This is a genomic window from Streptomyces paradoxus (assembly GCF_014202475.1).
Lineage (GTDB): Bacteria > Actinomycetota > Actinomycetes > Streptomycetales > Streptomycetaceae > Streptomyces > Streptomyces paradoxus.
Genome location: NZ_JACHGV010000001.1, coordinates 57,585 through 71,783 on the forward strand (window position 1 = coordinate 57,585; position 14,199 = coordinate 71,783).

Here is a 14,199-nt window from a genome sequence, read left to right on the forward strand (position 1 = left end):
CGTCAAGTCCCCGGGCGGTGCGGCCGGATGACCGACCTCAGCGCGTCCGGTCGGTCGGTCGATGGGTATCGGTCAGGCAGTGATCCCGAAGCGTTCGGCGAGTTGGCGGCGGGTGTCGGCGGCGCTGGTGTGCAGTACGCCTCCGATTCCGATCCGTGCCGCTCCGTCGAGGTTCTGCCGCAGATCGTCGATCATGACCGCCTCCTCGGGGTCGATGCCGAGGCGTTCACACGCGATCGCGTAGATCCGCCGGGAAGGCTTGCGGATGCCGACCTCGGACGAAATGACGACCGCATCGGCGACGGCCGTGAGGTCGACGCCGTCGTAGGTCCCGGTGCCGAAAGCATTGGACACCAGCGCAACAGGATGACCGGCGGCTCGCACCTCACCGAGCAGCGCGAGCATGTCCCGGTCGATCGACATTCCCGCTTGCATCCGGGCCGTGAGCCCCTCGGCCGACACCTCCGCGCCATGGACACGGAGGCGTTCGGCGAATCCCCGCTCGAAGGCTGCGGCGTCGATACGGCCGCACTCGTGGTCGGCCAGCAGGGTGCGCGAGGGCTGGTCCCGGCTCAGGAGGTCCAGCGGAAGGCGCGGGTCGCCGCCGAGCGAGGCGCCGAATTCGGTGAAGGCCCGCAACACACTGGAGGTGATGACACCGCCGAAGTCCACCAGGACCGCGTTTCGGGTCCTTTCCACCACGTTCGACCACGTGTCCATGCTCAGGCGACCTCGAACAGTCCGGCTGCGCCCATTCCGCCGCCGATGCACATGGAGATCACCACATACCGAACGCCGCGGCGCTTGCCCTCGATGAGGGCATGCCCCACCAGTCGGGCGCCGGTCATGCCGTACGGGTGGCCGACCGAGATCGCGCCGCCGTCGACGTTGAACCGCTCCGGGTCGATGTGCAGTTCGTCGCGGCAGTACAGCGCCTGGGAGGCGAAGGCCTCGTTGAGTTCCCACAGGCCGATGTCGTCGATGGTGAGGTTGTGCTGCTTCAGCAGCTTCGGGATGGCGAAGACCGGGCCGATGCCCATCTCGTCCGGCGCACACCCGGCAACGGTCATACCCCGGTAGACGCCCAGCGGTTCCAGGCCGCGGCGCTCGGCCTCCTTCGCCTCCATCAGCACCGAGGCCGACGCCCCGTCCGACAGCTGCGAGGAGTTGCCCGCCGTCACGCTGGAGTGCGCGCTCACCTGCCCGTCGGGCAGCACCGGCGCCAGGCCGGCCAGGCCGTCGAGGGTGGTCGACGCGCGGTTGCCCTCGTCCCGGGTCAAGGTGACCTCTTCGTCCCGTACTTCCCCGGATTGCTTGTCGAGGACCTTCTTGACGCTGCTGAGCGCGACGATCTCCTGGTCGAACCGGCCGGCGTCCTGCGCCGCCGCGGTGCGCTGCTGTGACAGCAGCGCGAACTCGTCCTGGCGCTCCCGGCTCACGCCGTAGCGCTCGGCGACGATCTCCGCCGTCTGCAGCATCGGCAGGTAGATGCCCGGCTTGTGCTCGACCAGCCAGGGATCCGTCATGCGGTGGGTGTTCATGTGGTCGTTCTGGACCAGGGAGATCGACTCGACACCGCCGCCGACGGCGACCTGCATGCCGTCCGTGACGATCTGCTTGGCGGCCGTCGCCATGGCCATCAGGCCCGACGAGCACTGCCGGTCGATCGACATCCCCGACACGGTGTCCGGAAGTCCGGCCCGCAGAGCGGCCTGACGCGCCACGTTGAACCCGGAGGACCCTTGCTGCACGGCGCAGCCGAAGATGACGTCCTCGACCTCGCCTCCCTCGAGACCGGCGCGCCGCACCGCGTGTGAAAGGGCGTGGGCGGCGAGTTTCTGGGCCTGGGTGTCGTTGAACGCGCCGCGGTAGGCCTTTCCGATCGGCGTCCGTGCCGTCGAAACGATGACTGCTTCCCTCATGTCGCCTCGCTGTTTCCTGTCGCCCCGGTTCGTCCGGGGACTCCGGGGTCGAAACTCCGAGCTCCGTGAGCCGGGCTCGATTGCCGATGGACGGTGCCGTACGCCAACTGCCGTGCGGATATGGCTCATGACCATCTCCTCGGGTGATCCGAGGACATGTCATGGCCGCAGGGGTGACAGGTATCGGCCTTCCGACCGGTTATATTTGAATTCGACGTCAGGTTCAACCTTCGCGCGCCCTTGACAGCCCCTCCCCGTACCGCAAGGGTACCGACCAGTCGGTACGAAGGGGTGGATCGTGACTCAGCTGAGCATCTCCACGCATGCGGGCGTGTTCGACGCGATCGCGGCCGGTCCCGCCGAGGGCCGCCCGGTGCTCTTGCTGCACGGATTCCCGCAGACGGGGGTGGTGTGGCGGCGGCAGATCGAGGCGTTGGCCGCGCACGGCTACCGGGTGGTGGCACCCGACCAGCGGGGGTACTCCCCCGGGGCCCGCCCCCAGCGGCCCGAGGACTATCGGATCAGCCATCTCGTCGACGACGTCGTGGCGATCACGGAGGAACTGGGCTGGGCGACGTTCGACCTGGTCGGCCACGACTGGGGCGGCGCGGTGGCCTGGTGGACGGCTGATGCCCACCACGGCCGCGTGCGCACCCTCACGGTCGTCTCGACCCCGCACCCCGGCGCCCTGGCCACCACCCTGCGCACGGATGAGGACCAGCGCAGTCGCTCGCACTACATGATCGACTGGCGCGAAACGCCCACGACCGAAGAGCGCATGCTGGCCGACGACGCCCAAGAGCTTCGCGATTTCTACGCCGGAAAGGTCCCGCAGGACAGTGCGGACGCCTATGTGCGTCACCTGTCCCAGCCTGGCGCTCTCACCGCTGCGCTGAACTGGTACCGCGCCGGCCGCCCCGACGGCGCGATCGGCGTCATCGACGTTCCCACGCTGTACGTCTGGAGCACGGACGACAGCGCGTTCGGCCCGGCAGCCGCGCAGGAGACCGAGCGATGGGTCAAGGGGCCGTACCGATTCGAGACCCTCCAAGGCGTCAGCCACTGGATCCCCGAGGAAGCGCCCGAGCCGCTGAGCCACTTGCTGCTCGACCATCTCCGAGCGCACGGCGAGTACTCGAACCGCAGCGAAAACGCTGTCGTCGACCCTCAGGAAAGGTGACCCCCATGGAGACTGCGCATGCGGCCTGGCGCCGCCTCGAGCCCGTACACGCCATGATCTACTTCGCCCCTGAGGCAAGGCGACGGTACGCGGAGCTCGGCCTGAGCGGACGCGCCGGCTACTTCGCCTTCCGCAGCGCCGCCTTCGGCCGAGCCTCCGCCGAGCTGGTCATCTCCACCTTCTACAACTTCAACCCCGATGTCGTACGGCAGGCGGTCGACGGGGTCTGGGAGACGGCGACGCCGCAGCAGGTGCTGGACGCGCGGTACGCCGCGGCGGGCGAGGCTCTGCGGCGGGCGAAAGTGCACGAACTGCCCTACCTGAGCGAGGTCCTGACACTGACCCGCCGGGCGGCCGAGGCGGCCCGCGAACACGCACAGGGCCGCCCACTGTTCGCCGCGCATGCCGCACTGCCTTGGCCGCAGGAGCCGGTGCTGCAGCTGTGGCATGCCCAGACACTGCTCCGGGAGTTCCGCGGAGACGGGCACGTGGCCTGCCTGCTGAGCGAGGGCGTCGGCGGCTTGGAAGCCCTGATCCTGCACGCCGCCACCGGTGACGTACCCGTCGACTTCCTCAAAGCCAGCCGCGCATGGCCCGAGGAGGAGTGGACCGCCGCCGAGGAGCGCCTGCGCGAGCGAGGTCTCCTGGACGGCGACTCCCTCAGCCCGGAAGGCGCGACCCTGCGCCGACACATCGAGGACCGCACCGACCACCTGGCCCTTCCCGCCTACGCCGCACTGGGTGAAGCCGACTGTGAGCGGCTCGCCGACCTCGCGACCCCCTTCGGCCGCGCCGTCGTCGAAGCCGGCCTTCTCAAGGTCGGCTGACCGTCACCTCTCCCCTCCGCCTCGTGCATCATCGGCTGGAACTGCCGGTCATGCCCTGAGAGAGGCGGCGTGCCACGGCCGCGGAGGGGGGATGTCGTGTGCTCGGTGCCGCGGCCGGACGGCAAAACCGCCGAACAGCTCCTCAGCCTGCGGGCGCTCCATGTCGCTCCAGGCGCGGTGCTTCGCTCGGCTCAAGCATTCCCACAGGTCAGCGCACTCTTCCACGCGGTTTCAGCGGCACCGGCGGCAGCTCCGGAGCAGGCAGCGGGGCGCCGTCGTACCCTTTCACCTCGCCGAACCGGGTCCCCTCCATCCAGTCCTGCCGCGCCTGCTCGATCTCCCCCTGCGTCCGTCCGATCCAGTTCCAGAACATGATCAGTTCCTCCTCGAACGGCTCGCCGCCCAGGAGCATCAGGTTCGCGTCCGACTCCGCCCGCAAGGGCAGTTCACCGCGGCCGCAGCCGAGGTACAGCATGGAGCCGGGGAGGACGGGGACGCCGTCGACGTGGGCCTCGCCGGACATGGAGAGCACGGCGTACTCGAAGTCCGGCTCCAGCGGCAGGCGTACGTCCGCGCCCCGGGTCAGGGCCAGGTCGGCGCCGACGATCGGGGTGTAGGCCGTGCCGGGTGAGGTGGCGCCGTCGAGGTCGCCGAGGATCAGCGTGGCCGTGAGGCCGGGTGCGGCGACGACCGGCAGGTCGGCGTGGTGCTCGAAACGCGGCTCGGTGTGGCGGTGGCTGTCGGGGAGCGCTACCCAGAGCTGCGCGCCGTGCAGGAAGCGGGCGTGCGAGCGCGGGCTCTCCTCCGAGTGGCTGATGGCCCGGCCGGAGGTCATCAGGCCGAGTTCGCGCGGGCGGATGGTCTGGAGGCTGCCCGTGGAGTCGCGGTGCAGCACCTCCCCCTCGTGCAGCCAGCTCACGGTCTGCAGACCCATGTGGGGGTGCGGCGGCACCTGCATACCGGGCTCGTCGGCGATGTCGTCGGGACCGTAGTGGTCGACGAAGCACCAGGCTCCGATCATCCGGCGGCCGAGGTTGGGCAGCAGCCGGCGGACCTCGCTGGACTCCCCCAGCTTCACCCGGCGGGGGCTGAGGAGTTCACGCACCGGCTCCGCCACCACGAAGCCACGGCCACCGCACAGGGAGGGGGCCGCCTCGCGCTCAAGATTGCTCATGGCGCACAACCTAGTGCGGCACGAGGGCCTGCGTCAGCGTCACGTTCGGGCCGCGCCGCGGGCGCCTGAAAAATAGTAGCCATGTACATAGTAGCTATGTACTGTATTCGTCATGAGCAACGGTACCGAAGGCGCGACGCCCGGCTTCCTGGTGTGGCGGCTGGCGATGAAATGGCGGGTCGCGGTCGACCGCGCTCTGGCCCCGCTGGGCCTCACGCACGCGCAGTACTCGCTGGTCGCCTCGCTGCACGGCATGCAGCACTCCGGCGAACGGCCCAGCCAGCGCCGCCTCGCCGATCGCACCGGCCTGGAGCCGCTCTACGTGTCGAAGCTGGCCCGCGCCCTGGAGAGCGCCGGGCTCGTGGAGCGCACCCGGGACCCGCGCGACCCGCGCGCGGTGCAGCTCGCCCTCACCGAGCAGGGCCGCGAGGTCACCCGGCGGGCGATCACGGTCGTCCACGGACTCCTCCAGCAGCTCCTGGGCCCGCTCGGCGGACTCGACAGCCCGCGCACACGGGAGTTCACACGCGAGCTGACGGCCCTGCTCGACGCACCTCTTGAACCCTTCAGCGAGAACGAGACGGAGCAGTCATGACCACGACCACCACCACACCCCCCGTCAGCCCCCGCGACATCGCCCTGGCCCATTACGCCGGCCGCGCCCTCCTGCAGCGGGTGCTGGACCGGCACGGCATGACCTTCGAGCAGTCCGTCACCCTCCGCCTCGCCGCGATCGCCGACAGCCCGGTCGGGCGCGGGCAGCTCGTCGACGGTGTCACCGAGGCGCTGCGGATCGACGCCGGGGAGGTGCACGTCGTGCTCGACGAGCTGATCGCCGCGCGGCTGCTGGCCCCGGACGGGGAGGCGGAGGTGCGGATCACGGACGCCGGGCGCGAGCTGTACGCCACGACCTCCGGCGAGACGGCACCCCTCACCGCGCGGATCTACGACGGCATCCCGGCGGAGGACCTGGCCGTCACGGGCCGCGTGCTGACTCTGCTCACCGAGCGGTACGGCGCGGAACTGGCCACCCCGACCCGCTGGGGACTCTGCCCCTGACACCTGCCGGAATACCGGACGGGCGGGTTCGGTTGTCGGCCTCGAAGGAGGCCCCGAGTGAACACCACGCAGGACACCACGTACTACGCCCACGGAACCCCGGCCGAGCGCTGGGAGCGCGCGCAGCTGTTCTTCGACGCCAAGGACTACGCCGCCGCCGCGCGCGTCCTGGTCGGGCTGGTCGAGGAGGTGCCCGAGCAGACCGGGCCCCGGCTGCTGCTGGCGCGCTCCTACTACCACTCCGCCCAACTGCACCGCGCCGAGGGCGAGTTGCGGACGATCGTCGAGCGGGACCCCGTGGAGCACTACGCCCGGCTGATGCTCGGCCGCACCCTCCAGCGGCAGAACCGGCACGAGGAGGCGGAGACGCACCTGCGGATCGCCTCGGCGCTCGCGGGTGACTTCGAGGGGCGCTGACCCGCGCTGTACGCGAAGGTGCCCGGCTCCCTGAGGAGCCGGGCATCCGTGTGCCGGGGGTCGGCTACCGCTCCCCGGCGGGCGTCCCGTACGACCGCCGCCCCCGCCGGTAGGCGATCTCCCCCAGCAGGATGTCGACGGCGAGGAACACCGCCAGGGGGATGCCGAACAGGGGCAGGAAGTACCCGAGTACGGCGGTCCCGGCCAGCAGCGGTACCAGGATCTGCGGCGGTACCAGCTGCCAGGCGCCCCGCGGGACGGGCCGGCCGAAGGCGCTGCCGCGGCCGCGCTGCCACCACATGCGGTAGCCCCAGACGATCAGCATGATCAGGGACAGTGCCAGCAGCATCAGGGCGATCTGGTTGGCCAGGCCGAAGAGGACGCCGGTGTGCAGGTCGATGCCCCAGCGGGTGAGCTTCGCGAGCACCGGGTGGTCCTCGAAGCGCAGCACGTCGGCGACCTCGCCGCTGGCCGGGTCGATCGCGACGGCGTCCTGCTTCGTGGGCCAGCTGCGCTGGACCTGCTTGACGACGTACGCCGAGTTCGCGTCGGCCGGCGGCACGATCTCCACCGGGTCGCCCAGCCCTTCGGCCCGCGCCGCCGCCAGGACCTTGTCCAGGCCCACGCCGTGCGCGGCGTCGCCCGCCTGCCCGGCGGCGGAGTCGTGGCCGCCGTGCTCGCCGCCAGCCGCGGCCGACACCGACGGGGTGGCCTGGCCCAGTGAGGTCCGCAGCTCGTCGATGTGGGCTCCGGCGTACGCCGACCAGGTCAGACCGGTCGCCGAGAGGAAGAAGAACCCGGCCGCCGCCCACACGCCGACACTGCCGTGCAGTCCGAGCGTGCGGCGCCGCCCCTTCGTCCCCCGCACCTTGCGCAGGGCACGGCGGCGGGAGAACCACAGCACCAGTCCGCCCGCCGAGATGATCCCCAGCCAGCTGGCCGCCAGCTCGCTGTACAGCCGTCCCGTCTCCCCCAGGTGCAGGTCCCGGTGGAACTCGTCGATCCAGGTGCGCAGCGGCAGCGCGCCGGTCGAGCCGTACTGTTCGAGGGAGCCGCGCACCTTCGCGGTGTACGGGTCGACGAACACGGCGAGCGTGTGGCCCTCCCCGACGCCCGGGACGCCGGACAGCATCACCCGGGTCGTCGCGTCGGCCTCCGGTGAGGGGCGCACGGCCGAGATCGTGCCCTCGGGGTGGGCCTTGCGGGCGGCGGCCACCTGCTCACTGATCGGCAGCTTCTCGCCGCCCACGGGGACGGTCATCTCGTGGTCGTACACGAGCTTCTCGGCCTGGAAGGAACCGGCGTACAGCAGGCCGGTGACGGCGGCGACGAGGAGGAACGGCGCCACCAGCACCCCTGCGTAGAAGTGCAGGCGCAGGATGAGCGGGCGCAGGGGTGCCCAGTTGCCCTTCGACGGTGCCGGGGCGGCTGGTCGGGGGGCCTCGTCCGTGGTGGTCGAGGGAGCGGTGGTCATCGGCGGGCTTCTCCGGGTGGTGTCTTCTGGGCCGTTGCGGTGTCGGCGGTGGCCGTTGCGGTGCAGTAGTCGGGGCGGCGGGGCGTTCAGTTCCCGGAGAACCCATGTGACGTGCGTCACGCGAGGGCGGGGGGTGCCGTGTCATCCTGACGCGATGGGAACTCCGGACGATCGCGCACCCCTGGCCGAACGGGTCGGGCAACTCCTCGACGCGGGGCTGCCGTTGACCATCATCGCGGCCGGTGACCCTGTCCTGCGGCGCGGCACCGAGCCGTTCGACGGTCAGCTGGAGCCCGCCCTGCTGGCCCGGTTCGTCGAGGCCCTGCGGATCACCATGCGGGCGGCGCCCGGAGTCGGCCTGGCTGCGCCGCAGGTGGGCGTGGAGCTGCGGATCGCCGTGATCGAGGATCCGGCGCCGGTGCCGGAGGAGGTACGTCTCGTGCGCGGGCGGGTACCGCAGCCGTTCCGCGTGCTGGTCAACCCCTCCTACGAGCCCGTGGGCGACGCGCGGGCCGCGTTCTTCGAGGGGTGCCTGAGCGTGCCGGGCTGGCAGGCGGTCGTGGCCCGGCACTCCGAGGTGCGGCTGACCGGGCAGGACGAGCACGGGCGGGCCCTGGACGAGGTGTTCACGGGCTGGCCGGCCCGCATCGTGCAGCACGAGACGGACCACCTCGACGGCGTCCTGTACCTGGACCGCGCCGAGTCGCGATCGCTGTCGTCCAACCAGGCGATGGCGGAGCGCTGGGCCCAGCCTGCGCCGGAGGAGGCGGCGCGTGCGCTGGGCTTCGAGTTGCCGTAGCGAGCAGATCCGTCCGGCCGGAATTCGGAGGCGTCCGTCGCGGTGCCTCCGCTACCGTGGCCGCATGTCTACGCCCCGAATTTCCTAGCCGAGGACCCACTCCCACGCCACCCGTGTGTCCTTTTGCTGGTTCGGATTGCTTGTTCGGAGCGTTTTCTCATGATCACCGTTCGTGATGTCGACGTGCGCGTGGGCGCGCGTCTGCTGCTGTCGCACGTCTCCTTCCACGTCTCCCCCGGCGACCGCATCGGCCTGGTCGGCCGCAACGGCGCCGGGAAAACGACCCTGTTGCACACCCTGGCGGGTGAACTGCGGCCCGCCGCCGGGTCGGTCGTCCGTGCGGCCGGGGTCGGGCATCTCCCCCAGGACTCGCGCGCCGCCGACCAGTCGGTCACCGTCACCGACCGGATCCTGTCCGCGCGCGGTCTGGATCTGGCCGTGCGGGTGCTGCGGAGCGCCGAGGCCGCGATGGCCGACGGCACGGACCGGTCGATGAACTCCTACGTGCGGGCCGAGGCCGAGTTCCAGGCCCGCGGCGGTTACGCGGCCGAGGCGGAGGCCGCCCGGGTCGCCGCCGGGCTCGGTCTCCCGGCGGAGCTCATGGAGCGGCGGCTCAGCGCGCTCTCGGGCGGTCAGCGCCGACGTGTGGAACTGGCACGCATCCTGTTCGCCGGGCACGGCACCCTGCTGCTGGACGAGCCGACGAACCACCTCGACGCGGCCTCGGTCGCCTGGCTGCGCACCTTCCTGACGAGCCATCAGGGCGGGCTGGTGATGATCAGCCACGACACGTCCCTGCTGGCCGGCACCGTGAACCGGGTCTTCCACCTGGATCCGGGGCGGGCCGCGCTCGACATCCACAACACCGGCTGGGACACCTACCTGGCGCAGCGGGAGGCCGACGAGCGGCGACGGGCGCGGGAGCGGGCGAACGCCGAGCGCAAGGCCGCGGCGCTGCACTCCCAGGCCGACAAGATGCGGGCCCGGGTGGCGACCGCGGTGGCCGCGCGGAACATGGCCCGCCGCGCCGACCGTCTGCTCGCCGGTCTGGAACCCGCACGGCGCGCCGAGAAGACGGCCAGGATCCGGCTCCCCGAGCCGGCGCCCTGCGGCCGGATCCCGCTCGGCACCGTGAGCCTGACCAGGTCGTACGGCGGCCGGCAGGTCCTGCGGGGGGTCGACCTGGCCATCGACCGGGACAGCCGGGTGGTGGTGCTCGGTCCCAACGGCGCCGGGAAGACCACTCTGCTGCGTCTCCTCGCCGGGCAGGACACGCCCGACGGCGGCCGGGTGGTCCACGGGCACGGTCTGCGCCTGGGCTACTTCGCGCAGGAACACGACACACTGGACCCGGAGTCGACGGTCCGCGAGCACCTGGCCGGAGCCGCCCCGCACCTCACCGACGGTGAGGTCCGCCAGGTCCTGGGCGCGTTCCTGTTCACCGGCGACGACACCGGCAAGCGCGTCGGCGTCCTGTCCGGCGGTGAGAAGACCCGGCTCGCGCTGGCGGGCCTGGTCCACTCGGGCGCGAACGTCCTGCTCCTCGACGAGCCCACGAACAACCTGGACCCGGCCTCCCGGGCCGAGGTCCTGGCCGCGGTGGGCACCTACCCGGGCGCGATCGTCATGGTCACGCACGACGTGGGCGCCGTCGACGCGCTGCGTCCGGACCGGGTGCTGCTCCTGCCGGAGGCGGAGGAGGACCTGTGGGACGACGACTACCGTGAACTGGTGGTGCCTGCGCACGCGTAGCGGAACCGCCGCCCCCGCCTCGCCCCCGCCCGGACGGACCGCGGGTCACGCGTCCCGGTACGCCTCCAGCAGCCGCAGCCACACCTCGCTGATCGTCGGGTACGACGGGACGGCGTGCCACAGGCGGCCGACCGGGACCTGGCCGGCGACGGCGATGGTCGCGGAGTGGATGAGTTCGCCGACGCCGGGGCCGACGAAGGTGACGCCCCGCAGGATCTCGTCCTCGACGTCGACGACCATGCGGGCGCGGCCCTGGTAGCCGTCGGCGTAGAGGCCTGCCCCGGAGACGGTGGACAGGTCCACGTCGACGGCCCTCACCCGGTGCCCCGCCTCTTCCGCCTCGGCCAGGGACAGGCCCACGGCCGCCGCCTCCGGGTCGGTGAAGACGACCTGCGGGACGGCCGTGTGGTCGGCGGTCGCGGCGTGGGCGCCCCAGGGCTCCGCCAGGAGGGTCTCGCCGGTAGCCCGCGCGGCGATGGCGGCGCCCGCGATGCGGGCCTGGTACTTGCCCTGGTGGGTGAGGAGGGCGCGGTGGTTCACGTCGCCGACCGCGTACAGCCAGTCGTGGCCGCTCACGCGGAGGCTGTCGTCGACCGGGAGCCAGGAGCCGGGGTCCAGACCGATCGACTCCAGGCCGATGTCGTCGGTGCGCGGGGCGCGGCCGGTGGCGAAGAGGATCTCGTCGGCCTCGATGCGCTCGCCCGTGCCGGTGACGGCGACGACCGTCCCGTTCTCCCGGGTCACCGACTCCACCGAGGTCCCCGTACGGACGTCCGCTCCGGCCTCCTTGAGCGCCTCGGCGATCAGTTCCCCGGCGAAGGGCTCCATCCTGGGGAGCAGGCCCTTGCCGCGGACCAGCAGGGTGACCTGCGAGCCGAGGGCCTGCCAGACCGTGGCCATCTCGGTGGCGACCACGCCGCCGCCGATCACGATCAGCCGGCCGGGCACGGTGTGGGAGCTGGTGGCCTCCCGGCTGGTCCACGGCTTGACGGCGTCGAGCCCGGGGAGGCCGGGCAGGGCGGCGCGGCTGCCGGTGCAGACGGCGACGGCGTGCCGGGCGGTCAGGAGGCGTTCGCCGCCGTCGGGGCCGGTGACCGTCACCGTGCGCGGCCCGGTGAGGCGGCCGTGGCCGCGGTGGAGGTCGGCGCCGATGGAGTCGAGCCAGCCGACCTGGCCGTCGTCCTTCCAGTCGGAGGTGTAGTAGTCCCGGTGGGCGAGGACCGCGGCCGCGTCGAGGGGGCCCTGCACGGACTGGCGCAGGCCCGGCACGCGGCGGGCGTCCGCGCGGGCTATGACCGGCCGCAGCAGGGCCTTGCTGGGCATGCACGCCCAGTAGGAGCACTCGCCGCCGACCAGTTCGCTCTCCACGACCGCGGTGGTCAGTCCGGCGGCGCGGGTGCGGTCGGCGACGTTCTCCCCCACGGGCCCGGCACCGAGCACCACGACGTCGTACGCGTTGGTTTCCGTTTCCGTCATGGGGTCAGTCTGGTGGGTGGTGTGCGCCCTGGCCACATGGGTAGGGGCGCGGAATACGTGTCCGGTCGGCCGTGTTGTGCCGACGGCTTGACCCCACACCAGGAAGAGGGATGTACGCCATGAGCAGCACCGTGGAGCTCACCAAGGAGAACTTCGACCAGACGGTTACGGACAACGAGTTCGTCCTGATCGACTTCTGGGCCGACTGGTGCGGGCCGTGCAAGCAGTTCGCCCCGGTGTACGAGAAGGCGGCCGGGGAGAACCCGGACCTGGTGTTCGGCAAGGTGGACACCGAGGCGCAGCCCGAGCTGGCCGCGGCCTTCGGTATCCAGTCCATCCCCACGCTGATGATCGTCCGTGACCAGGTCGCCGTGTTCGCACAGCCGGGGGCCCTGCCCGAGGCCGCCCTGACGGACGTCATCGGGCAGGCCCGCAACCTCGACATGGACGAGGTCCGCAAGGCGATCGCCGAGCAGCAGGCCCAGGAGGGCCAGCAGGCGGGCTAGAAGGGGTACGGAGCCACGTCTCCGCGTACCGTCGTCCAGCGCAGTTCGGTGAAGGCCTCCAGGTTGGCCTCACCGCCGAAGCGGGCGCCGGTGCCGGAGGCGGCTACTCCGCCGAAGGGCGCCACGGCCTCGTCGTTCACGGTCTGGTCGTTGATGTGCACGATGCCGGTCGGGATGCGCTCGGCGAGGTCCAGGCCGCGGGCCGGGTCCCTGGTGACGATGCCCAGGGAGAGGCCGTACGGGCTCTGCGCGGCCAGGGCCGCCGCCTCGTCGGCGGTGGTGAAGGAGCGGACGGGCGCGACGGGGCCGAAGACCTCCTCCGTGTACGCGGGGGTGCGGTCGTCGACGTGGGCGAGGACCGTCGGCCGGTAGAAGAGCCTGTCGTGGGTACCGCCGGCGGCGACCTTGGCGCCCGCGGTCCTGCTGGCCTCGACCAGGCCGCTGATCTTGCTGAGCTGGCCCGAGTCGATGATCGGGCCCAGGTGCACCTGGTCCCGGTAGGGATCGCCGACGGCGAGTGAGTCCGCCTTGGCGGCCAGCCGCTCGACGTACTCGTCGTAGAGGGACGCGTGCACCAGATGGCGTCCGGTGGTCATGCAGATCTGGCCCTGGTGGAAGAACGAGCCCCAGGCGGCCGTGGAGATCACCGCGTCGAGGTCGGCGTCCTCCAGCACGATCATGGCCGAGTTGCCGCCCAGTTCCAGATGGGCCCGCTTGAGGTGGCGCCCGGCCGCCTCGCCCACGGCCCGTCCGGCGGCGGTGGAGCCGGTGAAGGAGATGACCGGCACGCGCGGGTCGGCGACCAGGGCCTGTCCGGCTTCCGGGCCACCGGGCAGCACGTGCAGCAGTTCCTCCGGCAGGCCGGCGGCGGCGAAGACCGCGGCGAGGGACAGCCCTCCGCAGACGGCCGTGCGCGGGTCCGGCTTCAGCAGGACCGCGTTGCCCAGCGCCAGGGCCGGCGCTACGGAGCGGATGGACAGGATCAGCGGGGCGTTGAAGGGCGAGATCACGCCCACCACACCGGCCGGGACGCGGCGCGTGTACGACAGGCGGGGCGCCTCGCTGGGCAGGACCTGGCCGGCCGGGCGGGAGGCGAGCGCGGCAGCCTCGTAGCATTCCTGAGCGGCCACGTGCAGTTCGAAGTCGGCCTTGCCGGGGACGGAACCCGATTCGCGGACGAGCCATTCCCGCAGTTCGTCGGCGTGCGCGGTGAACAGGTCGCCCGCCTTGCGGAGCACGGCGGCACGGGCGAAGTGCGGGGTGCGTGCCCACTCCCGCTGTGCGGTGGCGGCCCGTCCGGCGGCGGCCGCGACGTCCTCCGGGGTGGCGAGGGCGAGGGTGCCGAGTGCCTGGCCGGTGGCGGGCTCGGTGACGGTGTATCCGGGCCCGCTGAGGGGGCGGGGCTGCCAGCTCCTGGTGTCGAGCAACGGCATGACGGCTCTCCGATCGATCGGTCACCGGCGGAGGGGAGGGCGGAACTCCCCTGCGTGCGCGGCCGGTTCGGCGGTCACATGGCGGGACGGGGCGAGCGGGTGCGGCGGTGTGCCGCGGCCCGCACAGGAATGCGCCCCCGTTTTGTTGAGCATGCAACATCCTAGCCGTGCCGCGGCACC

14 protein-coding genes are annotated in these 14,199 nt (G+C 71.9%); 8 read left to right on the top strand and 6 right to left on the bottom strand.

Annotated features, from left to right (window positions below):
* Nucleotides 1-72: 72 nt before the first annotated feature.
* Both HNR57_RS00295 and HNR57_RS00300 read right to left on the bottom strand, forming a co-directional pair.
* Entirely contained in the window at nt 73-720 is a 648-nt protein-coding gene (locus tag HNR57_RS00295; RefSeq protein WP_184554009.1) for an HAD family hydrolase, read from the bottom strand.
* Nucleotides 721-722: 2 nt separating this feature from the next.
* Nucleotides 723-1,922: an acetyl-CoA C-acyltransferase gene (locus tag HNR57_RS00300; protein WP_184554012.1), complete on the bottom strand. Its 1,200-nt coding sequence runs from the start codon at nt 1,920-1,922 to the stop codon at nt 723-725.
* Nucleotides 1,923-2,217: 295 nt separating this feature from the next.
* Here HNR57_RS00300 and HNR57_RS00305 point away from each other — a divergent pair, with 295 nt between their 5' ends.
* Entirely contained in the window at nt 2,218-3,102 is an 885-nt protein-coding gene (locus HNR57_RS00305; RefSeq protein WP_184556427.1) for an alpha/beta fold hydrolase, read from the top strand.
* 5 nt (nt 3,103-3,107) lie between these two features.
* Nucleotides 3,108-3,929 carry an SCO6745 family protein gene (locus HNR57_RS00310; RefSeq protein WP_184554015.1) on the top strand — a complete coding sequence of 274 codons (822 nt, stop codon included), beginning with the start codon at nt 3,108-3,110 and terminating at the stop codon, nt 3,927-3,929.
* Between the two features lie 208 nt (nt 3,930-4,137).
* On the opposite strand, the gene HNR57_RS00315 is transcribed toward HNR57_RS00310, so the two are convergent.
* Nucleotides 4,138-5,103, bottom strand: coding sequence for a pirin family protein (locus HNR57_RS00315; RefSeq protein ID WP_184554018.1), 966 nt, complete (start codon nt 5,101-5,103; stop codon nt 4,138-4,140).
* A gap of 112 nt (nt 5,104-5,215) precedes the next feature.
* Between HNR57_RS00315 and HNR57_RS00320 the strand changes: the two genes are divergently transcribed.
* Genes HNR57_RS00320 through HNR57_RS00330 form a run of 3 tightly spaced genes read left to right on the top strand, consistent with a single transcriptional unit; the run spans nt 5,216 to nt 6,579 of the window.
* A complete protein-coding gene (locus HNR57_RS00320) occupies nt 5,216-5,698 on the top strand; it encodes a MarR family winged helix-turn-helix transcriptional regulator (protein WP_184554021.1) in 483 nt (160 codons plus the stop codon).
* Nucleotides 5,695-6,162 carry a winged helix DNA-binding protein gene (locus tag HNR57_RS00325; protein WP_184554024.1) on the top strand — a complete coding sequence of 156 codons (468 nt, stop codon included), beginning with the start codon at nt 5,695-5,697 and terminating at the stop codon, nt 6,160-6,162. Before HNR57_RS00320 ends, HNR57_RS00325 begins: the two co-directional genes overlap by 4 nt.
* 57 nt (nt 6,163-6,219) lie before the next feature.
* Nucleotides 6,220-6,579 carry a tetratricopeptide repeat protein gene (locus HNR57_RS00330; RefSeq protein WP_184554027.1) on the top strand — a complete coding sequence of 120 codons (360 nt, stop codon included), beginning with the start codon at nt 6,220-6,222 and terminating at the stop codon, nt 6,577-6,579.
* 64 nt (nt 6,580-6,643) lie between these two features.
* Here the strand turns inward: HNR57_RS00330 and HNR57_RS00335 are convergent, their stop codons facing one another.
* Nucleotides 6,644-8,053: a PepSY-associated TM helix domain-containing protein gene (locus HNR57_RS00335; RefSeq protein WP_184554031.1), complete on the bottom strand. Its 1,410-nt coding sequence runs from the start codon at nt 8,051-8,053 to the stop codon at nt 6,644-6,646.
* A 154-nt stretch (nt 8,054-8,207) separates the two neighbouring features.
* On the opposite strand from HNR57_RS00335, the gene HNR57_RS00340 reads away from it, so the two are divergent.
* Together HNR57_RS00340 and HNR57_RS00345 are read left to right on the top strand one after the other, a co-directional pair.
* Complete coding sequence (locus HNR57_RS00340; RefSeq protein WP_184554035.1) at nt 8,208-8,852, top strand: peptide deformylase; 645 nt, start codon at nt 8,208-8,210, stop codon at nt 8,850-8,852.
* 159 nt (nt 8,853-9,011) lie between these two features.
* Nucleotides 9,012-10,604: an ABC-F family ATP-binding cassette domain-containing protein gene (locus HNR57_RS00345; RefSeq protein WP_184554038.1), complete on the top strand. Its 1,593-nt coding sequence runs from the start codon at nt 9,012-9,014 to the stop codon at nt 10,602-10,604.
* A 45-nt stretch (nt 10,605-10,649) separates the two neighbouring features.
* On the opposite strand, the gene HNR57_RS00350 is transcribed toward HNR57_RS00345, so the two are convergent.
* Nucleotides 10,650-12,080, bottom strand: a complete 1,431-nt coding sequence (locus HNR57_RS00350; protein ID WP_184554042.1) for a dihydrolipoyl dehydrogenase family protein — start codon at nt 12,078-12,080, stop codon at nt 10,650-10,652.
* A gap of 119 nt (nt 12,081-12,199) precedes the next feature.
* On the opposite strand from HNR57_RS00350, the gene trxA reads away from it, so the two are divergent.
* Nucleotides 12,200-12,586 (top strand): thioredoxin, encoded by a 387-nt coding sequence (gene trxA, locus HNR57_RS00355; RefSeq protein WP_033308037.1) that lies wholly within the window; start codon nt 12,200-12,202, stop codon nt 12,584-12,586.
* Here trxA and HNR57_RS00360 read toward each other — a convergent pair.
* Nucleotides 12,583-14,019 (bottom strand): benzaldehyde dehydrogenase, encoded by a 1,437-nt coding sequence (locus HNR57_RS00360; protein ID WP_184554044.1) that lies wholly within the window; start codon nt 14,017-14,019, stop codon nt 12,583-12,585. The genes trxA and HNR57_RS00360 overlap by 4 nt on opposite strands.
* Between the last annotated feature and the right edge of the window lie 180 nt (nt 14,020-14,199).